This is a genomic window from Rhodoferax sp. GW822-FHT02A01 (genome assembly GCF_038784515.1).
Classification (GTDB): Bacteria; Pseudomonadota; Gammaproteobacteria; order Burkholderiales; family Burkholderiaceae_C; genus Allorhodoferax.
In genome coordinates, this window is record NZ_CP152376.1 from 1,243,817 (window position 1) to 1,269,693 (window position 25,877).

General features: G+C 62.2%; 24 protein-coding genes and 1 riboswitch. Of the genes, 8 read left to right on the top strand and 16 right to left on the bottom strand.

Going from position 1 to position 25,877, the window contains the following annotated elements; genetic code table 11:
* Positions 1-94 precede the first annotated feature (94 nt).
* Positions 95-853, top strand: coding sequence for a TSUP family transporter (locus tag AAGF34_RS05890; protein ID WP_342619686.1), 759 nt, complete (start codon positions 95-97; stop codon positions 851-853).
* A gap of 6 nt (positions 854-859) precedes the next feature.
* On the opposite strand, the gene mrdA is transcribed toward AAGF34_RS05890, so the two are convergent.
* The 4 genes from mrdA to AAGF34_RS05910 all read right to left on the bottom strand — a co-directional run bounded on the left by mrdA (position 860) and on the right by AAGF34_RS05910 (position 5,433).
* Complete coding sequence (mrdA, locus tag AAGF34_RS05895) at positions 860-2,815, bottom strand: penicillin-binding protein 2 (RefSeq protein ID WP_342619687.1); 1,956 nt, start codon at positions 2,813-2,815, stop codon at positions 860-862.
* Positions 2,816-2,917: 102 nt separating this feature from the next.
* Positions 2,918-3,448 (bottom strand): rod shape-determining protein MreD, encoded by a 531-nt coding sequence (mreD, locus tag AAGF34_RS05900; protein ID WP_342619688.1) that lies wholly within the window; start codon positions 3,446-3,448, stop codon positions 2,918-2,920.
* Entirely contained in the window at positions 3,445-4,374 is a 930-nt protein-coding gene (gene mreC, locus AAGF34_RS05905) for a rod shape-determining protein MreC (protein ID WP_342619689.1), read from the bottom strand. The genes mreD and mreC overlap by 4 nt, the downstream gene beginning before the upstream one ends.
* 15 nt (positions 4,375-4,389) lie before the next feature.
* Entirely contained in the window at positions 4,390-5,433 is a 1,044-nt protein-coding gene (locus AAGF34_RS05910; RefSeq protein WP_342619690.1) for a rod shape-determining protein, read from the bottom strand.
* Positions 5,434-5,635: 202 nt separating this feature from the next.
* Here AAGF34_RS05910 and gatC point away from each other — a divergent pair, with 202 nt between their 5' ends.
* Genes gatC through gatB form a run of 3 tightly spaced genes read left to right on the top strand, consistent with a single transcriptional unit; the run spans position 5,636 to position 8,975 of the window.
* The gene (gene gatC / locus AAGF34_RS05915) at positions 5,636-5,935 is read left to right on the top strand and encodes an Asp-tRNA(Asn)/Glu-tRNA(Gln) amidotransferase subunit GatC (protein ID WP_342619691.1); all 300 of its coding nucleotides are present in this window, start codon (positions 5,636-5,638) and stop codon (positions 5,933-5,935) included.
* A gap of 11 nt (positions 5,936-5,946) precedes the next feature.
* Complete coding sequence (gatA, locus tag AAGF34_RS05920) at positions 5,947-7,464, top strand: Asp-tRNA(Asn)/Glu-tRNA(Gln) amidotransferase subunit GatA (RefSeq protein WP_342619692.1); 1,518 nt, start codon at positions 5,947-5,949, stop codon at positions 7,462-7,464.
* Between the two features lie 2 nt (positions 7,465-7,466).
* Complete coding sequence (gatB, locus tag AAGF34_RS05925) at positions 7,467-8,975, top strand: Asp-tRNA(Asn)/Glu-tRNA(Gln) amidotransferase subunit GatB (protein ID WP_342619693.1); 1,509 nt, start codon at positions 7,467-7,469, stop codon at positions 8,973-8,975.
* Between the two features lie 3 nt (positions 8,976-8,978).
* Here the strand turns inward: gatB and AAGF34_RS05930 are convergent, their stop codons facing one another.
* Positions 8,979-9,617, bottom strand: coding sequence for a DUF4124 domain-containing protein (locus AAGF34_RS05930; protein ID WP_342619694.1), 639 nt, complete (start codon positions 9,615-9,617; stop codon positions 8,979-8,981).
* Positions 9,614-10,321 (bottom strand): orotate phosphoribosyltransferase, encoded by a 708-nt coding sequence (gene pyrE, locus AAGF34_RS05935; RefSeq protein WP_342619695.1) that lies wholly within the window; start codon positions 10,319-10,321, stop codon positions 9,614-9,616. Before pyrE ends, AAGF34_RS05930 begins: the two co-directional genes overlap by 4 nt.
* A gap of 10 nt (positions 10,322-10,331) precedes the next feature.
* Between pyrE and AAGF34_RS05940 the strand changes: the two genes are divergently transcribed.
* On the top strand, positions 10,332-11,117 hold the full coding sequence (locus AAGF34_RS05940) for an exodeoxyribonuclease III (RefSeq protein WP_342619696.1): 786 nt from the start codon (positions 10,332-10,334) through the stop codon (positions 11,115-11,117).
* Between the two features lie 46 nt (positions 11,118-11,163).
* Here AAGF34_RS05940 and AAGF34_RS05945 read toward each other — a convergent pair whose 3' ends face one another.
* From AAGF34_RS05945 to AAGF34_RS05990, 10 genes are all read right to left on the bottom strand, one after another.
* The gene (locus tag AAGF34_RS05945; protein WP_342619697.1) at positions 11,164-11,574 is read right to left on the bottom strand and encodes a MarR family transcriptional regulator; all 411 of its coding nucleotides are present in this window, start codon (positions 11,572-11,574) and stop codon (positions 11,164-11,166) included.
* A gap of 95 nt (positions 11,575-11,669) precedes the next feature.
* Positions 11,670-12,083 carry an ester cyclase gene (locus tag AAGF34_RS05950; protein ID WP_342619698.1) on the bottom strand — a complete coding sequence of 138 codons (414 nt, stop codon included), beginning with the start codon at positions 12,081-12,083 and terminating at the stop codon, positions 11,670-11,672.
* 104 nt (positions 12,084-12,187) lie between these two features.
* The gene (locus tag AAGF34_RS05955; RefSeq protein WP_342619699.1) at positions 12,188-12,778 is read right to left on the bottom strand and encodes an NAD(P)H-dependent oxidoreductase; all 591 of its coding nucleotides are present in this window, start codon (positions 12,776-12,778) and stop codon (positions 12,188-12,190) included.
* Between the two features lie 107 nt (positions 12,779-12,885).
* The gene (locus AAGF34_RS05960) at positions 12,886-13,563 is read right to left on the bottom strand and encodes a thiamine phosphate synthase (RefSeq protein WP_342619700.1); all 678 of its coding nucleotides are present in this window, start codon (positions 13,561-13,563) and stop codon (positions 12,886-12,888) included.
* Between the two features lie 8 nt (positions 13,564-13,571).
* Complete coding sequence (locus tag AAGF34_RS05965) at positions 13,572-14,399, bottom strand: thiazole synthase (protein WP_342619701.1); 828 nt, start codon at positions 14,397-14,399, stop codon at positions 13,572-13,574.
* A gap of 1 nt (position 14,400) precedes the next feature.
* Positions 14,401-14,610: a sulfur carrier protein ThiS gene (thiS, locus tag AAGF34_RS05970; RefSeq protein ID WP_342619702.1), complete on the bottom strand. Its 210-nt coding sequence runs from the start codon at positions 14,608-14,610 to the stop codon at positions 14,401-14,403.
* Entirely contained in the window at positions 14,607-15,677 is a 1,071-nt protein-coding gene (thiO, locus tag AAGF34_RS05975) for a glycine oxidase ThiO (protein WP_342619703.1), read from the bottom strand. The genes thiS and thiO overlap by 4 nt, the downstream gene beginning before the upstream one ends.
* Positions 15,678-15,688: 11 nt before the next feature.
* Positions 15,689-17,608, bottom strand: a complete 1,920-nt coding sequence (gene thiC / locus AAGF34_RS05980) for a phosphomethylpyrimidine synthase ThiC (RefSeq protein ID WP_342619704.1) — start codon at positions 17,606-17,608, stop codon at positions 15,689-15,691.
* A 75-nt stretch (positions 17,609-17,683) separates the two neighbouring features.
* A riboswitch (TPP riboswitch) is annotated at positions 17,684-17,793 on the bottom strand.
* Between the two features lie 21 nt (positions 17,794-17,814).
* A complete protein-coding gene (locus AAGF34_RS05985; protein ID WP_342621042.1) occupies positions 17,815-19,983 on the bottom strand; it encodes an EAL domain-containing protein in 2,169 nt (722 codons plus the stop codon).
* A 61-nt stretch (positions 19,984-20,044) separates the two neighbouring features.
* Positions 20,045-22,195: an HDOD domain-containing protein gene (locus tag AAGF34_RS05990; protein WP_342619705.1), complete on the bottom strand. Its 2,151-nt coding sequence runs from the start codon at positions 22,193-22,195 to the stop codon at positions 20,045-20,047.
* 369 nt (positions 22,196-22,564) lie between these two features.
* Here AAGF34_RS05990 and AAGF34_RS05995 point away from each other — a divergent pair, with 369 nt between their 5' ends.
* The 3 genes from AAGF34_RS05995 to AAGF34_RS06005 are packed head-to-tail and all read left to right on the top strand — an operon-like array spanning position 22,565 to position 25,871.
* Positions 22,565-24,190: a GGDEF domain-containing protein gene (locus tag AAGF34_RS05995; RefSeq protein ID WP_342619706.1), complete on the top strand. Its 1,626-nt coding sequence runs from the start codon at positions 22,565-22,567 to the stop codon at positions 24,188-24,190.
* Positions 24,187-25,473 carry an HDOD domain-containing protein gene (locus AAGF34_RS06000; RefSeq protein ID WP_342619707.1) on the top strand — a complete coding sequence of 429 codons (1,287 nt, stop codon included), beginning with the start codon at positions 24,187-24,189 and terminating at the stop codon, positions 25,471-25,473. Before AAGF34_RS05995 ends, AAGF34_RS06000 begins: the two co-directional genes overlap by 4 nt.
* Positions 25,470-25,871, top strand: coding sequence for a response regulator (locus AAGF34_RS06005; RefSeq protein WP_342619708.1), 402 nt, complete (start codon positions 25,470-25,472; stop codon positions 25,869-25,871). The genes AAGF34_RS06000 and AAGF34_RS06005 overlap by 4 nt, the downstream gene beginning before the upstream one ends.
* Positions 25,872-25,877 lie beyond the last annotated feature (6 nt).

A 25,877-nucleotide genomic window follows, 5' to 3' on the forward strand; every position in this document is an offset into this window, starting at 1 on the left:
CAAGAACAGTGGCTCCACGAAGTGCCACGAAAAAAAGCACCGGCTACCCCGGTGCTTTTTTTTGCCTGTTCAGTGCGGATGCGACAATCTTCGGATGGAAATGCTTGTCGTGGCCCTGGCCTCACTTTTCGCCGGTTTTGTGGATTCGATGGTCGGGGGCGGCGGGCTGATCCTGATTCCTGCTCTGCTCACCACCTTCCCCAACGCCCACCCGGCCACGCTGTTTGGCACCAATAAGGGCGCCTCGGTCTGGGGCACGGGTATTGCCACGTTGCAGTACAGCCGCCGTGTCCAGATGCCCTGGCACGCGTTGATTCCAGCAGCCACCGCGGGCTTTGTGGCGTCGCTGGGCGGCGCTTGGCTGGTGACCGTCGTGTCACCAGACTACCTGCGCAAGATCCTGCCGCTCATCCTGGTGCTGGTACTGGGCTACACGCTGGCGCGCAAGGAGCTGGGGCGGCACCATGCCCCCCGCTTCACGGGCTCGGCAGAGGCGGTAGCGGCCTGCTGCATTGGCGCTGTCATCGGCTTTTACGATGGTTTCTTTGGGCCTGGCACCGGCAGCTTCTTTGTCTTCTGCATGGTGCGTTTTCTGGGCTACGACTTCCTGCATGCTTCGGCAGCAGCCAAGCTGCTCAACACGGCGACCAATGTGTCGGCCCTGATCCTGTTCATCTACAAGGGTCACATCTGGTGGCACTTCGCACTGGTGATGGCGGTTGCCAACGTGGTGGGCAGCCTGGCCGGCACCCACATTGCCCTCAAACACGGCACCGGCTTCGTACGCGTCGTTTTCATTCTGGTGGTCTCGGCATTGATTTTCAAGACCGGCTACGACGCGTTCCTGCGTTAATCCGCGTCAGTGCCTGCCACCAGGCGGAGGCCAGGGTATTTCGGATACCAGACGCGGTTTGCCTATGGGCGCGGCGGCCTGACCCTTGCTGATGGCGGCCAGATCTTCCTCGCTGGGGTATTGCCCCATCAGCCAGTAGTCCAGCACGCGCCGCGCAATGGGAGCCGCCTGTTCAGCGCCCCAGCCCGCGTTTTCCACCACCATGGCGATGGCAATCTTGGGGTCTTCCGCCGGGGCATAGGCCACATACAGGGCGTGGTCACGCTGGTGCTCGGCAAGCTTGCTGGCGTCATATTTCTGGTCTTTGCCAATACCAACGGCCTGGGCCGTGCCGGTCTTGCCGCCGCTGGCGTAACCAGCCCCTGCAAATACCTTGGCTGAGGTGCCCTCCACCGTCACACCCACCATGGCCTTGTGGATCACGTCCAGGTTGGCTGGCTTGATGCCCAGATTCACTAGCGCCGGCGCGGTGATCGGAACCATGCTGTGGGTGACCGGGTCCTGCGTGGCAATCGCCAGATGCGGTGTGGGGCGCACTCCGTTGTTGGCCAGGGTGGCGATCGCCTGCCCGAGCTGCAGCATGGTGAAGGCGTTGTAGCCCTGGCCGATGCCCAGCGAGATGGTTTCACCGGCGTACCACTTCTGCTGCTCGGCGCGCTTGTAGGCACGCCGCTTCCAGTCGGTGGAAGGGAGCAGACCGCGGGTCTCGCCTAGGATGTCCACGCCAGTGATTTCACCGAAGCCGAAGCGCTGCATCTGGTCGTGGATGGTGTCCACGCCCAGATCGTTGGCCAGCGAGTAGTAGTAGGTGTCGCAGGACACGACGATGGAGCGGTACATGTTCACCATGCCATGTCCACCCTCCTTGTCATCGCGGAACCGATGCCCGCCGAACATGAAGAAGCCGGGGTCGGAAACCGTGAACTCGGGGCTGCGCGTGCCGGTCTCCAGGGCCGCCATGGCCATGAAAGGCTTGTAGGTGGAACCCGGCGGATAGGTGCCGCGCAGGGCCCGGTTGAGCAGCGGTTTGTCGATGGATTCGTTGAGGGCCTGCCAGCTTTCGCTGTCAATGCCTTCCACAAACAGATTGGGATCAAACGTGGGCTTGCTGACAAAGGCCAGCAGCTCTCCAGTCTTGGGGTCTATGGCCACCAGCGCACCGCGGCGCTCGCCATACATGGCCTCGATCAGGTGCTGCAGCTTGATGTCGATGGAGAGCTTGACCGTATTGCCGGGTGTGGCCGGATTGCTGGCGAGCTTGCGCACGGCCCGCCCGCCGGCAGAGGTTTCGATCTGCTCCACGCCGGTGATGCCATGCAGCTGTGTCTCGTAGCTTTGCTCGATACCGAGCTTGCCGATGTATTCGGTGCCACGGTAGTTGTCTGCGTCGTCACCTTCGTCGATCTTTTCCTTCTCCGACTGGTTGATACGGCCGATGTAGCCAATCACGTGGCTGGCAAGCTCGCCGTACGGGTAATTGCGGAACAGGCGCGCCTTGATTTCCACCCCCGGAAACCGGTAGCGCTGCGCAGAAAAACGGGCCACCTCCGTATCGGTCAGCCGGGTGCGTATGGGCAAGGATTCAAAACTGCGCGACTCTTCCAGTAGCTTCTTGAAGCGGCGGCGGTCGCGCGGCGTGATCTCCATCACCTTGGAGAGATCGTCCAGCACTTCTTCCAACGGCCCGCTCTTGGACGGCGTGATCTCCAGCGTGTAGGCCGAGTAGTTGTTGGCCAGCACAACACCGTTACGGTCCAGGATCAGCCCCCGGTTGGGCACGATGGGAACGACCGAAGTGCGGTTGTTTTCAGCCTGTGCACGCAGGTCTTCATGACGCCAGATCTGCAGATACACCAGCCGCAGAATCAGCAGCAGGAAACAGACCAGCACCACCAGACTGAGCACGAAAATGCGGGTACGAAACCGCGCCAAATCGGCTTCGACGTTCCGTAAAACGGTCATGGCAGCAACGCGGCCGTACGATTGCCCGCCGGGCCATCCCAAGGGCAATCAGCCCCCTTGGGGGGCAGCGTAGTACACGCAGTGACAAGCGTGGGGGCCATATTACAAGGGGCGGTTGGCGTCGGGGTTGGGTGCGCGACGCTGCGGCGCCAGCAGCGCAACAGTGGCCACCGGCCACAAGAGCGACTCCAGCACGGGCGAAAGCAGAATCCACCAGCCGGGGAAGGTGCCACCCACCATGAGGCGCAGGCAGATCTCCACCAGATGGGCCGCCGCGAACAGCGGGAATACCTGCACCATCTGGGACGCCACCGGGAACCACAGCAGACGCCGGTGGATGGTGATGGCAAAGAAGCTCAGCACCGTATAGGCCAGGGCGTTCTGGCCCAACAAGGCTCCCTGGTGCACATCGGTCAGCAGGCCAAACACAAAGGCGGCGCCAATGCCTACGCGCAGCGGCTGGTGCACGGTCCAGAACACCAGCACGACGGCCAGCAGATCGGGCACCCAGGCGGCGCGTCCCGTCAGCCCCATGTTCAGGACCATGTCGATCAGCATGGCAGCAAGCATGCTGCCCCACACAAACAAGGGATTGGCCGGCAACAGCAGTTGCTTGCCCTGCGGCATGATCATGGCTTGATCACCTCCCCGCGTTTGTTGCGTGTTGGCGCGGGCGGCTCCGGCACCGGCCGGGGCGGCGGCTGCTCCGCCATGGAAGCCAGCACCAGCACATGGCTGGCGCCCGAAACCAGGGCGGCAGGCACGCAATAGATGCGCGCGAAGATGGCATCCACGCGACGGTCCACTTTCTCGATGCGCGCCACCGGCAACCCCGGCGGGTACACGCCATCGACACCGCTGGTGGTCAGCAGATCCCCCACATTGGCGTCCACATTGGCTGCCATGTAGCGCAGCTCCATCGCATCGGCATGGGTGGTGGTGTCGCCAAAAGCCACACCGCGCGCGCCGGTGCGTGTGTTGAGCACCGGAATGGCATGGTCGCGATCGGTGATCAGGGTGACTTCACTCACCAGGGGATAGACGCGGGTAACCTGGCCCAGCACACCGCGCTCGTCCAGCACGGGTGAACCTTCCTGCACCTTGTTGACCAGCCCCTTGTCGATGATGACCTTGCGGGAGAAGGGATCGGCCGAGTCGTACAGCACCTGGGCCGCAATGCCGGTGGCCTGCTGGCGCTGGCGCAAGTCCAGCAATTTGCGCAGCCTGTCGTTTTCGAGCGTGAGCTGTTCCACCTGGTTGGAGCGCAGGGACTGCAATCCCAACTGCTTGAAGGCCTCTTCCTTGGAGCGCTGTGCCGCGTTCAGGCTGGAGAAGTAATCACTGGTGCCCAGTAGCAGGTTGACGGGCTGCAACGCCAGCCATTGCACCGGATAGATGACCGCAGCCAGCACCACGCGCAGCGGCTGCATCACCTTGAAGCGTGTATCGGCCACCATGAGGAACAGCGCCAGGGCGCTGCACACTGCCAGCTTGGACAGCGCTGAGGGCCCCTGGCGGAAAAAGGGTGGGGGTGCTCTGTCCAGCGTACCAAGAGGCATCGCCGACCTCGGGGATTATTCGCTGGTGAAAATGGAACCCAGACGCTCCATCTGCTCCAGCGCGATGCCGCAACCGCGCACCACACAGGTCAGCGGATCTTCGGCAACCAGCACCGGCAGGCCGGTTTCTTCGGCCAGCAGGCGGTCCAGGTCACGCAACAACGCACCACCGCCGGTGAGCATCATGCCGCGGTCGGCAATGTCGGCTCCCAACTCGGGCGGCGTCTGTTCCAGCGCGTTCTTGACGGCAGAGACGATGTTGTTGAGCGGGTCGGTGAGCGCTTCCAGGATTTCGTTGGAAGAGATCGTGAAGCTGCGGGGCACGCCTTCGGACAGGTTGCGACCGCGCACTTCCATTTCCTTGACTTCGGAACCGGGGAAGGCCGAGCCGATCTGCTTCTTGATGGCTTCTGCGGTGGGTTCGCCAATCAGCATGCCGTAGTTGCGGCGGATGTAGTTGATGATGGCTTCGTCGAACTTGTCGCCGCCCACGCGCACGCTGCCCTTGTAGACCATGCCGCCCAGGGAGATGACGCCAACTTCGGTGGTACCGCCGCCGATGTCCACCACCATGGAGCCGCTGGCTTCCGACACCGGCAGACCGGCGCCGATGGCGGCGGCCATGGGTTCCTCGATCAGGTACACATCGCTGGCACCAGCGCCCAGGGCGCTTTCGCGGATGGCGCGACGCTCCACCTGGGTGGAGCCGCAGGGCACGCAGATGATGATGCGCGGGCTGGGCTTGAGGATGCCGCGCGGATGCACCATCTTGATGAACTGCTTGAGCATCTGCTCGGTGACCGTGAAGTCGGCAATCACGCCGTCCTTCATGGGGCGGATGGCTTCAATATTGCCGGGCACTTTGCCCAGCATGGCCTTGGCTTCGCGGCCAACGGCCTGGATGGTCTTCTTGCCTTGGGGGCCGCCCTCGTGGCGGATAGCAACGACAGAAGGTTCATCCAGAACAATGCCCTTGTCGCGTACAAAAATCAGGGTGTTGGCCGTACCCAGGTCAATCGCCAGGTCGGTAGAAAAATACCGCCGGAAAGATCCAAACATCTCAATTCCTCTCGGGCACAGACGGGACTTCGCTCGTCTGTCACCATGTTCTATTCAATAAAAACCGTGAATTCGGCCCTGAAAAATGTGCTTGCGCAGACTTCAAGCCAAAGGCGGGATAATACCCTATCGCTCGGGAATACCCTGCGTAACCAGCCCTTGCCGGGCGCCATTTACCTTTGTTTTCAATCTTATTTCACCCATGTCACTGACATCTTCCGACATCGCGCGTATCGCCAATCTGGCGCGGCTGGAGCTGACAAGCGAGCACAGCGACCGCATGCTGAACCAGCTCAACAGCTTTTTTGACATCGTGGAACAGATGCGCGCCGTGGACACCATAGGCATAGAACCGCTGGCCCATCCAGTGGCCGCCATCGGTGACATCGCCCTGCGCTTGCGCGAGGACGTGGTCAGCGAGCCCAACCAGCGCGAAGCCAATCAAAAAAGTGCGCCTGAAGTACAGAACGGCCTGTTCCTGGTGCCCAAGGTCATTGAATAAGGTCTGATGCAATGACAACTTCCCTTTCCCAAACCGCATTGCACGACCTGGGCGTGCAACAACTGGCCACGGCCCTGGCCAGCAAACAAGTCTCCGCCGTAGAAGCGGCACAGCACTTCCTGGCGCGCTCGCAGGCGCATGCCGATCTGGGCGCGTACGTGGATGTCAACGCTGAAGTCACTCTGGCCCAGGCCGCTGCGGCTGATGCCCGCATTGCGCAAGGCAGCGCCGGCCCGCTCGAGGGCGTGCCGATTGCGCACAAGGACATCTTCGTCACCAAGGACTTCGCCACCACGGCCGGCTCGCGCATGCTCAAGGGCTACCGCTCGCCGTTTGACGCCACCGTCGTCACCCGGCTGGCACAGGCCGGCATGGTCACCCTGGGCAAGCTCAACTGCGATGAATTCGCCATGGGCTCCAGCAATGAGAACTCCGCCGTGGCACCCGTGGGCCAGGATGCCCCGGCACCCGTGCGCAACCCCTGGAACACCGAACGCATCCCCGGCGGCTCCTCCGGCGGCAGTGCCGTGGCTGTGGCCGCGCGCCTGACCCCTGCAGCCACCGGCACCGACACCGGCGGCTCCATTCGCCAGCCCGCGTCGTTTTGCGGCATCACCGGCATCAAGCCCACGTACGGACGTGCATCGCGCTACGGCATGGTGGCCTTTGCCTCCAGCCTGGACCAGGCCGGCCCCATGGCGCGCAGTGCCGAGGATTGCGCCGCCCTGCTCAGCGCCATCTGCGGTCCGGACCCGGACCGCGACTCCACCTCGCTGGACGTGCCCACTGAGGACTTCAGCCGCACCCTGAACGACTCCATCGAAGGCCTGCGCATCGGCATCCCCAAGGAATTCTTTGGCGCCGGTCTCTCCGACGACGTGCGCAACGCCGTCAATGCGGCTCTGGCGCAGTACGAGAAGCTGGGGGCCAAGCTGGTACCCATCTCGCTGCCACGCACCGAGCTGTCCATTCCGGTGTACTACATCATTGCGCCGGCAGAAGCCTCCAGCAACCTGAGCCGCTTTGACGGTGTGAAGTTCGGCCACCGCGCCAAGCAGTACACCGATCTGGCCGACATGTACAAGAAGACCCGCTCCGAGGGCTTTGGCGAAGAAGTCCTGCGCCGCATCATGATCGGCACCTACGTGCTGTCACACGGCTACTACGACGCCTACTACCTGCAGGCGCAGAAGATCCGCCGCATGATTGCCGACGACTTCCAGAACGCCTTCAAGGAGTGCGACCTGATCGCCGGCCCGGTGGCACCCACCGTGGCCTGGAAGCTGGGCGAAAAGTCCGACGACCCGGTGGCCAACTACCTGGCCGACATCTTCACCCTGCCCGGCTCCCTGGCCGGTCTGCCCGGCATGAGTGTGCCGGTGGGCTTCTCCACCACCAAGCAGGACAAAGGCATGCCCATCGGCATGCAGTTGATCGGCAACTATTTCAAGGAAGCACGTCTGCTGAACGCGGCGCACCGCTTCCAGCAAGCCACCGACTTCCACGTCGCACGCCCCGCAGGATTCTGAACATGTCAGTAAGCACCACCCCCACTCTTCTGGACCGTCCGGACGCGCCGCTGGTTGGCGGCTACGAAGTCATCATCGGCTTTGAAACCCACAGCCAGCTCTCCACCCGCTCGAAGATCTTTTCGCGTGCCTCCACCGCCTTTGGCGCCGAACCCAACACGCAAGCCTGCGCTGTGGATCTGGCTTTGCCGGGCACCTTGCCGGTGATGAACAAGGGCGCGGTCGAACGTGCCATCGAGTTCGGACTGGCCGTCGGCGCCCATATCGCGCCACGCAGCATCTTTGCGCGCAAGAACTACTTCTATCCCGACCTGCCCAAGGGCTACCAGATCAGCCAGTTTGAAATACCGGTGGTGCAAGGTGGTGTGGTCGAATTCTTTCTGGGCGACAGGAAGATGGCGGTGCGCCTGGTACGCGCCCACCTGGAAGAAGACGCGGGCAAGTCGCTGCACGAAGACTTCATCGGCCAGACCGGCATCGACCTCAACCGTGCCGGCACGCCGCTGCTGGAAATCGTGACCGAACCGGACATGCGCTCCAGCGCCGAGGCAGTGGCCTATGCCAAGGAGCTGCACAAGATCGTGACCTGGATCGGCATTTGCGACGGCAACATGCAGGAGGGCTCGTTCCGCTGCGACGCCAACGTCTCGGTGCGCAAGCCCGGCGGCCCCTTGGGCACGCGCCGCGAGATCAAGAACCTCAACAGCTTCAAGTTCATGCAGCAGGCCATCGACTACGAAGTGCGCTGGCAGATCGAACAACTGGAAGACGGTCACGCCATCCAGCAGGCCACGGTGCTGTTCAACCCCGATACCGGCGAGACCCGCGCGATGCGCACCAAGGAAGACGCGGCCGACTACCGCTACTTCCCCGACCCGGACTTGCCGCCGCTGGTGATTTCGGAAGACTGGATTGCCAAGGTGCGCGGCGAGATGGCCGAACTGCCGCGCGTGATGGCGCAACGCTTCATGAACGACTATGCGCTCAGCGAATACGACGCGACACAACTCACGCAAAGCCTGGCGTTGGCGGCGTACTTCGAAGCAGCGGCCAAGGCCTGCGGCAATGCCAAGCTGGCCAGCAACTGGATCATGGGTGAGATATCGCGTCGCCTGAATGCTGAAAATAGTGAAATTTCCGCTTCACATATTTCTGCAACTGCACTTGCTGCATTGATCGTACGCGTTTATGACGGCACGATCAGTAACAACGCAGCCAAGCAAGTCCTGGATGTGCTGTGGAATGACAAGGTGGTCATCGAACCAAGCGCAACTGATCAGACTCTGATCGACGCCATCATCGAAGCCAAGGGCCTCAAGCAGATGAACGACACCGGCGCTTTGGAAAAAATCGTCGATGAAGTGATCGCCGCCAACGCCAAGAACGTGGCCGAGTTCAAGGCTGGCAACGAAAAGGCGCTCAACGGCCTGGTCGGTCAGATCATGAAGGCCAGCAAGGGCAAGGCCAACCCGCAACAGGTCAACGACCTGCTGCGCTCCAAGCTGGCCTGAGCCCTATTTGGAAGCGGCTGAAGCAGCCCAGAGCTGGCGCAAACGCGTCAGCTCCAAATCAAAGCGCTCATTGACGCGGCGGCTTTCGCTCTCCTGCTCTGCGATGAACTGCTTCTGCACTTCCACGCTGTGCTTGTTGTCTTCCACCTGGCGCTTGAGATACATGGGTGCCTTGCTGGGGTCCTTCTTGTAGAACTCCATTTCGTCGTCCAGCTTCTTGCGCTGTGCAGCCAGTTCATTCAGGCGCAGGTCGGCAGCCTTGCTCACCACATCGATTTGCGCCAGCGCTTCGGCGCGCTCCTTGTCGTGCACCGCCTTGCTCGGGTAGCGAATCAGCAGGGCGCGGTCACGGCGGTGCTCTTCGGCCAGGCGGTTCTGTTCTTCAAGCTGCTGCTTTTCCCTGGCTTCCTGCTGGGCACGTTCGGCGGCGGTCAGACTGGGGCCGACCTTCTGCTTCACGGTGCCACTGGGGTTGAGCACCTTCTGCTCGCGGTCCAGACATTCCGGAATGGGGCGGTCCGAGGTGAGTTTGCGCCCTTGTGCATCCACACAGGTATAGATTCCTCCCACTGGCGCGTTCTGTGCCCAGGCAGCGCCTGTCACCGTGAACAACGCCAGCAATCCACCTGCTACAAATTTCATAAGCTTCCTTCTTCGACTCCGTAGCGCTGACGATACGCCAACACTCTCTGATGGTCTTCGGGCGAACTGCCACTGCCACCGGCTGCCAGATACTGCATCAAATCAGTGAGCTTCGCAATGGAACACACCTGCAGCCCCAGTTTATGCTGCACGTACTGCACTGCGCTGTAAGGCACATCCTGGCCGTTCTCCGTGGCCATCTCCTGACGATCCAGAGCGATGCAGACCGCGTGCGGCACAGCACCCGCCGCACGGATGATGGCAATCGACTCACGCGCTGCCGTTCCCGCCGACATGACGTCGTCCACGATCAGCACCCGGCCCTTGAGCGGAGCGCCCACCAGGGTGCCGCCTTCGCCATGGTCCTTGGCCTCCTTGCGGTTGTAGGCAAACGGGACGTTGCGACCGCGCCGGGCAAGCTCCACGGCCAGCGCCGCACCCAACGGAATGCCCTTGTAGGCCGGGCCGAACACCATGTCGAATTCGATGCCACTGGAGAGCAGGCGCTGGGCATAGAATTCGGCCAAACGCATCAGCCTGGCGCCATCGTCAAACAGGCCTGCGTTGAAGAAATACGGGCTCATGCGACCCGCCTTGGTCTTGAACTCACCGAAGCGTAGCACCCCGCATTCCACGGCAAATGCCACAAACTCCAGGGCCAGCGGGTCCGCTTTCGCGCCTTGCGCAGGGTCTTGAATCGACATGGGAAATTCCTTGTTTAAGTTAACCAGCCTGAACCTCAACGGCATCCGCTCCGCCACCAGCAAAGGTCTGGAAGCCTGGCTTGCGCAGGCCGCACCGGATTGTATTTGCGTGCAGGAGGTCAAAGCCCAGGCGCCCGATCTGGCCGACCGCTTCGAAGAGCTTGCCGGACTGCGCGGCTACTTCCATCTGGCCGAGAAAAAAGGCTACTCGGGCGTGGGCATCTACACCAAGCTGGAGCCCGGCGACGTGGTGGTGGGCTACAACTCGCCGGAGTTCGACCCCGAGGGCCGCTACGTGGAGCTGCGCTTTGACACGCTGCAGCGCAAGCACTCCATCATCAGCGCCTACTTTCCCAGCGGCTCGTCCGGTGAAGAACGGCAGCAAGCCAAGTTCCGCTTTCTGGACGAGTTCTACCCGCACATGATGGCGCTCAAGGCCGAGCGCGACTACATCCTTTGCGGCGACATCAACATCGCGCACCAGGAAATCGATCTGAAGAACTACAAGGGCAACAAGAAAAACTCCGGCTTTCTGCCCGAAGAACGCGCCTGGATGACCAAGCTGCTCACCGAGGGCGGCATGGTCGACGTCTACCGCACCCTGGAGCCCACCGCCACCGACGCTTGCTACACCTGGTGGAGCAACCGTGGCGAGGCTTATGCCAAGAACGTGGGCTGGCGTCTGGACTACCACCTGGCAACACCCACTCTGGCCGCCGGCGCGCGCGAAGTTGCCATCTACAAAGACCAGCGCTTCTCCGACCACGCACCCATCACCGTAGGCTACGCCTGGTAGCGGCTTCGTGGTCGAGCCGGCACAGCCGGCTGCCCGGCGCCCAGGGTTAGCCCTGGGCGAGATCGACCAATTTTTTCAAAACGGGAACTGCCTGGCGCAGGATATCCCGCTCGTCCTCGTCCAAGGCTTCCGCCAGAGCTTTTGCGATCCACTGCGCCCTTGCCGTGCGGTCAGTTGCTGTTTCCCGCAGACCGGCTTGCGTGACGTGGATGCGATAGCCCCGCTTATCCTTGGGATCGGGCAGGAGTTCAATCAGTCCCTCTGCCTCCAAACGCGTCGTCACCAACCGCATGCTTTGGTGTTTCACGCCCCGGGCGTCGGCAAGTACTGCAATACTCACGGGGCCAGCGCGCTCCAGGTAGGCCAGCGTTTCCCCGTGTGCGTCTGACGGAGTGCCCGCCTGGGTTCTCACCGACCTGACAAAGCGGCCAATGACTTCACGCAGTTCGTCCGCCAAGGCCTCCGCCTCGGTTGACGCTCTCACTGCCGTACTTCGTCTGGTCACTTAGGCGCCCTTCCTGTCTTGCTAGATTCCGATTTGCAAGACCTGCTTCAGCCAGCCCGCAGCTGGGATAGAACCGCCGTTAGCGTGTTGATGCCCAAATGTTCGACATACCGACCGCCATGCACACGCACGATATCAATCACGTCGATGACCACGGGCATGTCCGTCGCAGCCAAGCCCATGAGGCTGCCCGTGTGGGTGCCACTGATGCACTTGCGGGTGACCACCCTGTCGCCATCACAGAGCTGTTCATGGATTTCAACCTTCAGTCCGCCCAGTGCCGGGCGCAGCACTTTCTCGAAGGTGTTCCATATGCTCTCGGGCCCGTTGGGTGCCCCGTCAGGTGCGGAGCGGTTGACGAAGGATTCGTCCATCAGCTCCAGGAAGGACGCTCGACGACCTTCTTCAATGACTTCCTTGTTGAATCGCCGTACGACGTTCTTGCGTGTTTCTGCTTCCATAGGCTCTCTCGGTGTATGGGTCGTGTGCACCTCTGCGCACTTGCGCATAATATACAGTAATACTGCATAAATGGAACGAAATTGTGAATCCCCACTGTCCGGTCCTAGCTGGCCTGTGCGCCCAGTCTGGTGAGATGTACCTGCCATTTCTGTACCCCGGCTTCACCCAGCGCATCGACCAAGCCGATCAGCGTCTTGTGAACTGGCGAGATGCCCACAAAGCCCAGGATGTTGCGCTCTAGTGACTTCACGCTGTGGGCGCGGAAATACCAGCGGTACAGCAGTGCTGGCATGCCCATGGTGACCACCACGCGGGCGGACTTCCCGGTGAGGGCCTTGTGCTGGAACAGGTCTTTGCCATCCCTCTTGAAGGCAAAGTCGGGGCGTGCCACCTGTTCCAGAAATGCCTTGAGCAGTGCCGGCATGTCGCCCAGCCACAGCGGAAAAAAGAAGACGATGTGCTCGGCCCAGGCAATGTCCTTCTGCGCCTGCACCAGACCTTGTGGCAGGGCACCGTTCTGCCAATCGTTCTGGCTGCGCAGCAGGGGAAAGTCGAGCTGGGCCACGGCCAGCCTGCGCACCGCATGACCCGCGGACTGCGCGCCCTGTGCGTAGGCCTCTTCCAGGTGATGGCCCAGGTGGATGACGGAGCCATCCGGATGACCCTGGATAAGGAGAATGTTTTTCGCTGTCATAAGGCCCCCGCGTGAACAGAAGATGCTGGCTCAACCGCATCCCTGATCCTGCGCCCTGTCGGCGCGCCCTGCCTTGATGAAAGTCAGCGCGTGAGGAAAAAGGGCCGCTATGGGTTCCCCGTGGTCGGGCCCTTTTCGAACACCCGCAACCCCTGCTGGGACGCAAACCGCGGGTCCACCGCCTGGGTGAGGGCGCTCACCACGGCCACGCCATCCACACCGCAGTTGCGCACATCGGCCATGCATTCCAGCGTGATGCCGCCAATGGCAGCCACCGGATAGGGTGCTGCCAGGCGCGCCCAGTCCTGGAGACGTTCCAGCCCCACAGGCTCATACGGCATGACCTTCAATGTGGTGGGAAACACCGGCCCGATGGCCAAATACGAAGGGCGTGCAGCCTTGGCCAAAGCAAGCTCGGCGGGCGTATGGGTGCTCAATCCCAGACGCATGCCCGAACTGCGTAAGGCATCGCGCTCAGCATCGCTCAGCGCGGCCCAGTCTTCCTGTCCCAGATGGACGCCGTAGGCGCCCAGCGCGATGGCGTGCCGCCAATGGTCATTGATGAAGACCTGCGCACCGGGCACGGCGTGACCTGCGGCCACGGCAGCACGCACCTGCTCTCGCACTGCGGCATCGTCGCCCGAAGCGGGCTTGAATCGGAGCTGCACGGTGCGCACGCCCCAGTGCAACAGGCGCTCCACCCAGCTTGCGTCGGGCACCACCGGATAAAAACCCAAAGGCCCGCTCAGGGGTACGAAGGAGGCAGAGGTAGCTTGTGCTGGCATACGGTCCTTTACTGCGCATGCCAGAACGGCATGCCAACGGTGGGGGTGGATGCCTGTGCGGCGCTGCGCTCGGGCATGGGTGTGGCCTGGAAGGCGTCGCGTCCGGCTGACACGGCGCTGGCAAATGCGCGCGCCATGCGCACCGGGTCGCCAGCCTGGGCTACGGCGGTGTTGAGCAGCACGGCATCAAAGCCGAACTCCATCACGGTGGCCGCGTGTGACGGGCGGCCCAGCCCCGCATCGACCACCAGCATCGCGTCGGGCAGGCGCCGGCGCAAGGTCTCCAGCGCATACGGGTTCATGGGGCCGCGACCGCTGCCTATGGGGGCGGCCCAGGGCATCACCGCGGCGCAACCGGCACCATGCAGGCGCTGCGCCATGACTAGGTCATCGGTGGTGTAGGCGAACACGGAAAAGCCGTCACGCACCAGCTGCGTGGCCGCATCCAGCGTGGCCAGCAGATCGGGCTGCAGGGTGTAATCGTCGCCGATCACTTCGAGCTTGATCCAGGGCGTGCCGAAGATCTCGCGCGCCATGTGGGCCAATGTGATGGCCTCGTTGGCACTGTGGCAGCCCGCGGTGTTGGGCAGCACGTGGCAACCCATAGCCTGCACACGCTGCCAGAAGTGGTTGCCACCGCCGGTCTCGGGTTGCATGCGACGCAAGCCCACGGTCAGTACCTGGGTGCCGCTGGCTTGCACCGCATCGGATAGCACCTGCAGTGAGGGGTAATGCGCCGTGCCCAGCAGCAGGCGGCTGGACAGGGTGGTGCGAGCCACTTGCCACGTGTCTTCTGTCGCGGCGACGCTGTGCTTGTCCTGGGGGATATCCTGCATATCAGCCTCCGGTAATCGGTGCCACCACGTCCACGCGGTCGCCACTTTGCAGCGGCTGCTGCGGCCACAGCCCGCGTGGCACAAAGGTGTTGTTGATGGCGCAGGCAAAGGCCGCGTCCATGGCAAAGCCGCGCTCCAGCAGCAGCGCCTGCAGGTTGGGTGCCTGCGTTTGCAGCACCGCTCCGTTGATGAAAATTTCGCGTTCGTTCATGGTTGTTGCTCCGTAATCTTCTGCACCAGCGACTCCACCAGCGCAGGTGCGCACAGGTAGCCGTGGCGGTACAAGCCGTTGATGTGCCAGACACCCTCGCGCTGCAGGCAGGCGGGCTGGTCGTTGTCCAATGCCGGGCGCAGCGCGGCCGACAGACGTTCCACCCGCGCCTCACCAAAGGCCGGGTGCAGGCTGTACAAGGCACTGCCCAGCTCCAGCATGGAGCGCAGGGTGACCGGCCCGGTGTCTTCGGACTCCAGCTCGGTGGCGCCGACCACAAACGCATGGTCCGGGCGTGGTGCCACATAGAGCTGGTAGCGCGGATGCATGAGCCGCACGGGTCGCTGCAACTGCACGCCTTTGCATTCCACGCGCAGCACCTCGCCACGCACACCGCGCAGCTGCGGCAACGCCGACTTGCTGCCCACACCGCGTGCATCCACGCAGATGTCCACGGCCACCTCCAGACCGTTGCGCGCCACCATGCGTTGCGCTTCCAGCAGTTCGACCGGCACGCCTTCGTGCCAGACGGCGCCCAGCCGGTCCAGCACACCGGAGAGCGCCGCCATCCACTGCTCGTTGGAGAGCTGCCCCTCGCCCAGCAGATGCAGGCCGTTGGCAAAGCGCCCGGCCAGAGCGGGCTCCAGTTGGGCGATGGCTGGAGCGTCCAGCTTTTGCACCTGCGTGGCAAACGCGGACGGCAGCTTGTGCTGCAGCAGCCGGGTGAAGTGCTGCAGGGAACTCTGGTCGGGAGCGTGGGCCACCACCAGCGTGCCCTGCTGGCGGTAGTACACCGGCGGCGCATCCGGGTGATCCGCGTGCAGCGCATCCACCCATTGCGGCCAGAGCTGCATGGAGCGCTGCCCCATGGCGAACACCACGGCGTCGGAAACCGCCAGTTCTGCCAGCGGCGAGAGCATGGCTGCAGCCGTCATGGATGCCGTGTCCAGCGCGTCACGCCTGCGGCTGTCCAGAAGCGTGACGCGATGGCCGGCACGCAGCAGCCGCCAGGCCAGCATACGGCCAGCCAGACCGGCGCCCGCAATGCCTATGTGCAAAGGCTTCATGCGCGCGCCTCTCAGAGATAGATTTCGCTGCCGGCCTGGCGGAACTCCTGGGCCTTTTCGTCCAAAGCCGAGCTGACTTGCTGGATGGCAATCACGCCCGCTGCACCCTGCAAGGTGGTGCTGGCGGGGTTCAGCCGCGCGAAGTCACGCACTTCCTGCGAGATCTTCATGGAGCAGAACTTGGGGCCGCACATGGAGCAGAAATGCGCCACCTTGGCGTTCTCTTTGGGCAACGTTTCGTCGTGGTAGGCCATGGCGGTGTCCGGGTCGATCGCCAGGCGGAACTGGTCTTCCCAGCGGAACTCGAAGCGCGCCTTGGAGACGGCGTTGTCCCACATCTGCGCGCCGGGGAATCCCTTGGCCAGGTCGGCCGCGTGGGCGGCAATCTTGTAGGCGATCAGGCCCTGCTTGACGTCATCGCGGTTGGGCAGGCCCAGGTGCTCCTTGGGCGTGACGTAGCACAGCATGGCCGTGCCGTACCAGCCGATGTTGGCAGCACCCATGGCTGAGGAGATGTGGTCGTAGCCCGGCGACACGTCCGTGATCAGCGGGCCCAGGGTGTAGAAGGGCGCCTCGAAGCAGGCCTCCAGTTGCTTGTCCACGTTTTCCTTGACCAGTTGCAGCGGCACGTGACCCGGCCCTTCAATCATCACCTGCACGTCGTGCTTCCAGGCAATCTGCGTGAGCTCGCCTAAAGTGTGCAGTTCGGCAAACTGGGCTTCGTCATTGGCGTCGGCGATCGAGCCCGGACGCAGGCCGTCGCCAAGCGAGAAACACACGTCGTAGGCCTTCATGATGTCGCAGATGTCTTCGAAGTGCTCGTACAGAAAGCTCTCGCGGTGGTGCGACAGGCACCACTTGGCCATGATGGAGCCGCCGCGCGAGACGATGCCGGTGAGGCGGTTGGCGGTGAGCGGCACATAGGCCAGGCGCACGCCGGCATGGATGGTGAAATAGTCCACGCCTTGCTCGGCTTGCTCGATGAGCGTGTCGCGGAACAGTTCCCAGCTCAGGTCTTCGGCGCGGCCATGTACCTTTTCCAAGGCTTGGTAGATCGGCACGGTGCCGATGGGCACGGGTGAGTTGCGCAGAATCCATTCACGCGTCTCGTGGATGTTGTCGCCAGTGGAGAGGTCCATCACCGTGTCGGCGCCCCAGCGGATGGACCAGACCAGCTTGTCCACTTCTTCCTCAATGGAAGAAGTCACTGCAGAGTTGCCGATGTTGGCATTCACCTTCACCAGGAAGTTGCGGCCGATGATCATCGGTTCGCTCTCGGGGTGGTTGATGTTGGAGGGGATCACGGCGCGGCCGCGGGCCACTTCGTCGCGCACGAACTCGGGCGTGACCTGCTGCGCCATCAACGCACCAAAGGCCTGGCCCGGTTTGGGCAGACGCTCGGTGGCCAGGCGCTCCTGGAGTTGCGCACGCACCAGGTTTTCGCGGATGGCGATGTATTCCATCTCGGGCGTGATGATGCCCTTCTTGGCATAGTGCACCTGGGACACGTTGGCGCCCGCCTTGGCGCGGCGCGGTACCGGGGTGTGGGCCATGCGCAAGGCCTGCAGACGCGGGTCCTGCAGGCGCTGGCGCCCGTAGGCACTGCTGATGCCCGGCAGCGCTTCGGTGTCGCCACGCTCGGCGATCCAGGAGGCACGCAAGGGTGCCAGACCGCGGGTGATATCCACGGGCACCGAAGGATCGGTGTAAATGCCGGAAGAGTCATACAGCCGCAAGGCCGGATTGGGCTCGCGCCGCGGCTCACCGCTGCCAGTGTGCACCAGCGTGTCGCTGAGCGTGACTTCGCGAAACGGCACGCGGATGTCCGGGCGCGAACCCTGGATATGGATGCGGGAAGAGCCCGGGAAAGGCGTGCGGGTGATGCGGCTGGCGAGGCCCGCGGTATCTACGGTGTTGGATGTTTGGGTCATGGCGGTCTCCGGTTGTAAAGAATGGAGCCTGCCTGGGCGGCCGGGTTGTGCCCTGGGAATTGCCAGGTGGGACCGGTGCCAATATGCGTTGTTCCCTACGCGGGAATGACCCCGATCAGGTTCAGCGGGTTCCACCAAAGTGGTCTCAGCCTCGACTTTCGTCTACGGCGCCCCGACAAGCCCGGCCAGTGTATGCGAAATTGGATTCAGTTGAGTGTGTGCAGCTCTGCGCCGCCCGACGCTTGCGCCGAAAGCAGCTCCACCAACTTGCCCTGCGCCATGGGCTGATGGTAGAGAAAGCCCTGCATGATCCTGCAGCCCGCGTCGGCGAGGTACTTGGCCTGCACGGCCGTTTCCACCCCTTCCGATACCAGGTTCAGGCCCAGGCCCTGCGCGATGGCCACAATGGCCAGCACCACCGGGAACTGGGCACCCGAGTCCTGGATTTCCATGACAAAGGAGCGATCGATCTTGATGGTATGGATAGGGAAGCGGTGCAGATACGACAGCGATGAATAGCCCGTCCCGAAGTCGTCGATCGCCACGCTCACGCCCAGTTGGCAGAGCTTGTCGAGCTGATCGATGGCATTTTGCGGATTGCGGATGCAGATGTTCTCGGTCACCTCGACCTCGATCTGCCCGGGCGGGATTTGGTGGCGCACCAGCGCGTTCTTGAGTTTCTCGAAGAAGTCACCCCGGTCCAGGTACTGCGGAGAGATGTTGAGCGACAGGCGCATGGAGTCGCCCCCAAGTGCCGTCCACTCCAGGAAGTCACGGCAAATGGCCTCCAGCATCCAGTCACTGATAGGCAGGATCAGGCCGCTCTCTTCGGCAAACGGCAGGAATTCGCCGGCTCCCATGAAGCCGCGCGCGGGATGGTTCCAGCGCATCAACGCCTCGGCGCCGATGATCTTCTGGGTGCTGATGTCCACTTGCGGCTGGTAGAACATTTCCAGCTCGCCGCGCTCCAGGGCCATGTGCAGGTCATGCTCCAGCACGATCTTCTGGTACGAGGTTTCGAGCAGGCTGGCATGGAAGAACGCGTAGCCGTTCTTGCCCTGCGACTTCATGTGGTACATGGCGATGTCGGCATTGCGCACCAGTTCCTCCTGCTGCGAACCGTCGTAGGGGTACAGGGCAACACCAATGCTGGCCGACACGTGCACGGGCTGACCAGCCACCTGAAACGGCTGGCGCAGACAGTCCACAAACTTGCCCGCGATCAGCGCGGCGTCCTGGCGGTCGCTCAGCTCTGGCAGCACGGCGGTGAATTCGTCACCTCCCAGGCGCGAGAGCGTGTCGCAGCGGCGCAGACAGGCCTTGAGCCGCGTGGCCACCTGCTGCAGCAGGGCATCGCCTGCGCCATGGCCCAGCGTGTCGTTCACCACCTTGAAGCGGTCCAGATCAATGAACATCACCGCCAGATTGGTCTCGTTGCGCTTGGCCTGCAGCAATGCCAGGCCAAGGCGGTCTTTGAACAGCGCGCGATTGGGCAGCTCGGTCAGGATGTCGTGATAGGCCTGATAGGCAATCTGTTCGTCGGCGCGCTTGCGCTCGGTGACGTCACGCGCCACGCAGTAGGTGCCGCCTTCGGTCTTGTGGCGCGCATCCAGCTTCACCGAGTCACTGTCCGTGCCCGGCTGAATCATCACCATGACGATGCTGAAGGTGCGTGGCTCGTTTTCTGCGCGCAAAGGCTTGAGCCGCAGTTCCACGCTGCGCGATTGCGAAAACGCGGTGCGCCCTTCGTTGAACACATAGTTGGCGCGCTCCATATCGCCCTCATACACCACGGTGGAGTAATGCTGACCAATCAGCTCTTCGCGCCGGTAGCCCAACAGTTGTTGTACGCGGTCATTGATGAAGGTGAAGCAGCCGTCCGGACCCAGGGTGTAAATGATGTCTGGCGAGCTATCCACCAGATAGCGGTACATGCGCTCCGAGCGCTTGAGCTGCTGCGCGATGCGCTGGTTTTCCGACTCCAGGCGCCGCTGCTGCAGGGCATTGCCCACGGTCTTGTAGAGCTCTTCCCTCGGATACGGCTTGCGCAGATAGCCGTAGGCGCCCTGGCGTATGGCTCCGATGGCTGCTTCAATTTCGGTGGCACCGCTGGTCACCACGACCTGGGCGTCCAGATTGCGCACGCTGATGAAGTCCATGACATCATGCCCGCTCACTTCCGGCATGTGCAGGTCAAGCACCACCAGATCAAACGGCGTCCTGCTCAGGTGTTCAATGGCTTCCCGTCCGCCGCCCGCAGTTGTGATGTGGTAGCCCCTGCCGTTGAGCAGCTCCAGCAGACTGGCCAGCACGCGGGGTTCATCATCCACCAGCAATACGCGTGGCTGGTATTCGCCTACCGGAGAGTTGAGCAATTGGGAGGACTGTAGAAACGCGGCATCGGCCGATGCGCCCTTTCCAGCCGAAGCGTGGGTATCAAACACGATCTTGCAGGAAAGGCATGCCGGCGCCGCTGCGAGCGGAGGCCGTCACGGGCACGGGCAATTCCATCTCGAACGCGGTGCCCATGGCACTGCTCTGGCATTCGATTCTGCCGCCCAGCTTCTTGACCAGACCATGCACAATACTCAGACCAATGCCGCGATTCGTGCCAGCCTTGGTGCTCTGCACGGGAGAAAACAGCCGGCTACGCAGTTGGGGCGGAATGCCGGGACCGTTGTCCTTCACGCACAGCGTGTAGTAGGGGCGGCCATCCCGCTGCACCGGGCCACCGAGCGCGATCTCGATACGACCGCCCTTGGGCATGGCCTCGACAGCATTCTTGATCAGGTTGACCAGGATCTGCTTGATCGTGTCGGCCGGGCCTTCGATCTCGCAGTCGCGCTCCGACAATTGCGAGAGGATTTCCACCGACGGGGGCAGGAACTTGCTCTCGCGAAACAGGCGCACCACATTGCCCACGACGTGATTGAGATTGACCTTGCCGGGCGCGACCACGGGGGCCGCGCCGACAAACTCATTCATGATGTTGCCGACACGGTCGATTTCTTCATTCAATACGCTGAGCTCGCCTTCCACGGGTTCATGCCGTGTGAGTTTGTCATCCAGCACACCGAGGTAGTTCTTGATGATGGACAGCGGATTGTTGACTTCGTGCAGCACGCGCCTTGCGCTTTCCCGATGCTCTTCCTTGATGGCAGTGATACGGCGGTCGATCTCGCTGCGATCGCTGTTGACCACATTGAGCGCCGTAGCGGCCTGCACACCAAAGGCCTGCAGAAAGCGCTCGCGCCGCTTCAGATCGGGCATGAGGCGAGCGGGAACACCACCCACCAGCACGCCCAGGCAACGCGCGCCACTGGTCAGGGGAATGCATACCAGGCCATCCGCATCAAAGGTGCGCAGGAGCTGCTCTTCGTTCAGATTGAGCAAACCATCCTTGCGGCTCAGGAAAGCCACCCGGTTCTGCAAGGCGCACTGCGCGATGCCGCCACCAGCCGACAGCATCACGGAAAACTCGGACAACCGCTGCAAATGGTCCGCCACGGACACGCCGACCAGTGACTGGGCGTTGCCGCTCATCAGCAGAATGATGGTGTTGTCCAGGTCGTACAGGATTTGGGCGTTCTGGCGTATGACCTTGAGGAGCTGGTTGTCATCCTTTTGCCGCGCCAGCGATTGCCCCACCTCGGCGGCCAGCGCCATGTGCTGAATTTCCTCGTTCATGCGCTGCTGGATCGGGTTGGCCGCCGGAGCACCCAAGGTCTGCGGTGGCGTCCAGGCCTCCAGACCCGACAGATCAATGCCCAGATAGGCTGCTGCCTTTTCCACCTGCCCGGCGGCTCCCTGCGTGATCGCCAGCAGGTTCTCGCCGGAAATCTTGCACAGGTAGCCGGCATCTTCGGCCAGCGGCAGCGCTGCGTCGTGCGAAGCGAGCGCATGGGCCAGATGAACAATGCGGATCAGCGGGTGCGCACCCTCGACCCGGCTGGCCGGCTCATGGTGGTAGAGCACCGCATCGGCCATGTAGGAGTCCAGATTCCAGCGCTCGATCAGCCAGGCCCCTGCCTCCACATGGGAAATCTGCAGGCTACGCTGCTCCAGGGCGCACAGCGTCTCGTTGTCGGGCGAGTAGAAGATGCTGGTGTAGTCGTCGGGCGCGGCTGCCAGCAACGCCATGCGACCAACATCGTGCAGCAGGCCGGCGAGATAGGCTTCCTCACCATGCGCATAGTCCATGGCCCGGGCCAGCTCGCGCGCAATGACGGCCGTGGTCAAGGCATGCTTCCAGAAGACGCGCAGGTCACTGTTGGCGGAATACGGAAAGCTGTTGAATGTCTGCAGCACCGACTCGCTGATGACCAGGGTTTTGATCATGTCCGAGCCCAAAGTGGAAAGGGCCTGCATCAGGCCCACTTTCTGTCCACCCCGGTTGTAGGCTGCGCTGTTGGCTACGTTGAGTACCTTGACCGTCATGCCCGGATCGTTGGCCACCAGCTTGGCCATTTCAGCCATGCCCGCTCCGTCTGCTTGGCACAACCCAAGCAACTTGAGCAAGATTTGTGGCATCGCAGGCAGCTTCGCAACCAGCAACCGGTTGCGAATGTCCTGATCAGACTGGATCATATGTGACGATATTAGAGCCAACTGTTTTATATTGGGTACTCATAAGGGTACCACGAGCCTTGCAGGCGGTTCAATCGAAACAGACCCTCACCAGACAGGGGAGTGTGTCGTACAGACCACACTCGCACAACCTTGCCCGAGCAGTTGGCGCCGACTTTACACGGCTGCGATATTGGCACGGTCATGGACACAACCACCTCGACAGCGTCATGCTGCGCCCATGGCGGGACCGACCTGGGGCGGTTTGCTGAAACGCGTTAGTGAATGGTATTCTCCAGATTAATAGCAATTGTTGGAGGATGAATGTGAGCATTGGCAGGCGAAATCTCTAATTCTTGTTTCCATGCCCTTCCATTCAACTAATCCACCATGAGCTCCCCCACCTTGGATCGGGTCCTGGATGCCGTGCTGCGGGTAGACGGCAAGCTCGATATCCTGTTCGTGTCGGAGCCGGGCCAGCGCTGGTTTACCCAGATTCCTGGCGCGCAGATACCCAAGAATTTTGCAGAGGTTGTACACCCGGAAGACGTCGCGGGCTTCCGTCAGGCGCTGGCCGGGACAGCTGAAACCTTCTCGCGCGACCTGCGCATTCTCAAGGGTGGTACGGAGTGCTGGATCAACCTGCGCTGCTATCCACTGTCGGGTGTGGGTCAGCACGTTTTCTGCATATTCGATATTTCCCGCTGGAAGACCGAAGACTTCGCGCTACGTCGGGCTGCCGAAAATGACGAGCTCACCGGCTTACCCAACCGCGCCTTCCTGAAGAAGACAGTGGACGAGTACATACAGGAAGGCAAGGGACCGTTCTCCATCGCCCTGCTGGATCTGGACGGCTTCAAGAAAGTCAACGACACCTATGGCCACGCCATGGGCGACGCCGTGCTGGTGGAAACCACCAAACGTCTGGTCAAGCTCATTGGGCCGGGTGACATGATGGCGCGCCTGGGTGGTGACGAATTCGTGCTGCTGTACGGGGGCAAAAACGCGGAGGCCGCCAAGCTGGCACTCAAGAACGTGCTGCTGGCCGTAGCCCGTCCCTATGACACTGCGCCGCACAATGCCTATCTGGGCGTGAGCATCGGCGTGGCGGAGTACCCGCTGCATGGTGAGGACTACTCCACCCTGCTCAAGAATGCCGACACGGCCATGTATTTCTCCAAGAACGCGGGCAAGAACCGTGTCACCGTGTTTGCCGCGACTGAGGCCAATGTGGACTTCTCCATCCGGGCCGCCATTCACAACGGCATTCAGGAAGGCGAGTTCTACATGGAGTACCAGCCACAGTACGACATGCAGAACAATCTGGTTGGTGCCGAAGCGCTGATGCGCTGGGTCAACCGCGATCTGGGACGCGTCAATCCGGACCAGTTCATCCCCATCGTGGAAGATTCGGGCCTGATGCCTTTTCTGGGCAAATGGGCCTTGCGCTATTCCTGCTACCAGCTCAAGAAGTTCCACGCCCTGGATCCGGACTTTGTCATGTCGGTCAATGTTTCACCCGTGCAGTTCGGCAGCGACAACTTTGACGAGCAAGTGCTGGAAGTGATACGGGAGTCCGGCATAGATCCCTCCAGACTCGTTCTGGAGATCACGGAATCCACTTTGATGAGCAGCCAGCAGAAGACCGAGAGGGCGCTGGCCCGGTTGCGCGAACACGGTATCCGCTTCTCGATTGACGACTTCGGTACCGGCTTCTCCAGTCTGTCGTACCTGACCCGTCTGCCGGTGTCCAGCATCAAGATCGACAAGGCTTTTGTCACCGCCATGGGTGAAGACGGCAGCGAAGCCATATCGGATCGCAAGCTGATTACCGCCATGATCAACCTGGCGCACAGCATTGACCTCAAGGTGGTGGCCGAAGGTGTGGAAACCAATGCCCAGTTTGCCTTCCTCAAGGCTGCCGGTTGCAACCTGGTCCAGGGTTACCTCACCGGCAGACCTCAATCGGCGGAAGCATTGAGCCGATTGCTACAACCCCAGGCGGCTGTCGCATGAGCTCCAGCGTACTGGACAAAATCCTCCAGGCCATGGATTCGTCCAAAGGAGTTCCGGCGACGGAGCGCTCGGTCGCGTCGGTGTTGGGTGCACTGGACAGCAGCGAGGACGGCAAGCAGCGGGTGGTGGACCACATCATCGAGGACTTTGCGCTGACCCAGAAGGTGCTGAAGCTGGCCAACTCCTCCATGTATGCGCCCTTCTCGGGCGGCTCGGCCTCCGTCAGCTCGGCTGTGGACGTACTGGGTTCCGAGGCGGTGCTGCATCTGGCCCTGGGCGCCGATCTGGTGTCCGAAGAGGAACTGCGCAAGGATGAGCACCTGTCCCAGACCCTGATGGCCTCGGAGCTGGCTCGCAATGCCTGCGTTGACCGGGCTGAGGACGCCTCGATCGCCACCCTCATGTACGAGATCGGCCGTCTGATGACCAGCCGATACCTGCCGGTCGAAACCGCTGCAATTGCGCGCCAGGTCGCGGCAGGCAAGACCCCCGATGCAGCTGCGCTGGCTGTGCTGGGTGTTTCCTTTCAGGATCTAGGAGTGGAGCTGGCCGCACGCTGGAATTTGCCCCAGACCCTGCGCGCCACCATCGATGGCAGCGGCGACCCCACACTGGTGGGCATCGCACGGTTTTCAAGCTCCGCGTCCGCGCTCATTTCTGAAGGGAAGGTCGAGGCGGCGCATGCATTGCTGAACGACCTGGACCTGCCGGGCGTCGACAAATCCCGCCTGGGCGCCATCGTCAGCAGTCAGGCCGAACACATACGCCAGACGCGACCCGCGCGAGTGGTCGCGTCCAACGAGTCACGGCTGGACACGCTGCTCAAAGACCTGCAAAAGGAACACAAGGCGAGCCTGGAAGAGCTGGCCAACACCCTGCTGCCCGGCATCAGCGAGGTGCTGCATACGGCGCACTGCCTGCTGTTCATGATCACGCGCTCCGGCGAAATGCGGGTGCGTTGCGCCTATGGCAAGGGCATTGATGAGCTCAAGAGCCGCCTGCGCATATCCGCGGAATTCATGCCCACGGCTTTTCATGCCTCCATCAAGAACCAGATGGATGTCTCGATAGCGGACGTCTCCAAGCTCAAGGACGCGTCCTTGCCGGAGGGTTTTCGCGCATTGTTGCCCACGGTGACCAAGTTCGTCATCCTGCCCATTGCCAACAGCAGGGTCTCGGGCCTGCTGTATTGCGACTGGGACACCGACGTGGTACTCAAGCCCGCAGAGATGGAGGGCATCAAGAAGCTGCGCGAATTCATGCGCCCTTACTTCCCTGCATGAACACGACGCAAAGGCCCCTGGAAGTTCTGGTGGTGGACGATGACCCGTTCGCACAGGACCTAGTCCGCGAATCCTTGGGCGCATGGGGAAGCATGACGATCACCTGTGCGGACGACGGCGTTGCCGCCCTGCGCCTGCTGCGCTCTGCCAAGGTCCTGCCCGATGCACTGGTCTGCGACATCTACATGCCCAATATGGATGGGCTTGAATTCCTGGAGCAACTCGCGCGCATGCAGTTCAAGGGCGCGGTCATTATCGTCAGCGGAGTCAACATCGACATGCTCGACATGGCCCGCCAGATTGCCAGTACCAGCGGCCTGGAGGTGACCGGCGCCTTCGTCAAGCCGGTTGCCCACGTCCAGTGGGCCAACGCACTGGGCCTGAATCCGGCAGGCTGACTCCAC